The organism is Mesorhizobium sp. M8A.F.Ca.ET.218.01.1.1 (genome assembly GCF_004791165.1).
GTDB lineage: Bacteria > Pseudomonadota > Alphaproteobacteria > Rhizobiales > Rhizobiaceae > Mesorhizobium.
The window spans coordinates 1-278 of the sequence record NZ_SRUZ01000239.1 but is presented as its reverse complement, the minus strand read 5'-3'; the positions used below and the strand labels follow the sequence as shown (position 1 = coordinate 278).

The 278-nt window shown below is 60.4% G+C and carries 1 pseudogene; it reads right to left on the bottom strand.

Features of this window, described 5'->3' with window-relative positions:
• Positions 1 to 77: 77 nt before the first annotated feature.
• A pseudogene (locus EN861_RS35165) lies at positions 78 to 278 on the bottom strand (ABC transporter permease); the annotation flags it as partial.

Here is a 278-nt window from a genome sequence, read left to right as displayed (position 1 = left end):
GACGGCTTTCATGGGCAAATCCGATGTTCAAGAAAGTGCGCAGGCCGATGGGGCCGACGCGATGCTTCAACGATGGTTCACTTGCCGCGACGGCGCAGGCCGTCGAAGTAGACGATGACGATGATCAAAACGCCGGTGATGACGCGCTGCCAGAAGGTGTTGACGTTGAGCAGGTTGGCGCCGTTGTTGATCGTGGAGAGGATGAAGGAGCCTATCAGCGGCCCATGCACCGAGCCTATGGCGCCGAACAGCGAGGTGCCGCCGATCACCGAGGATGG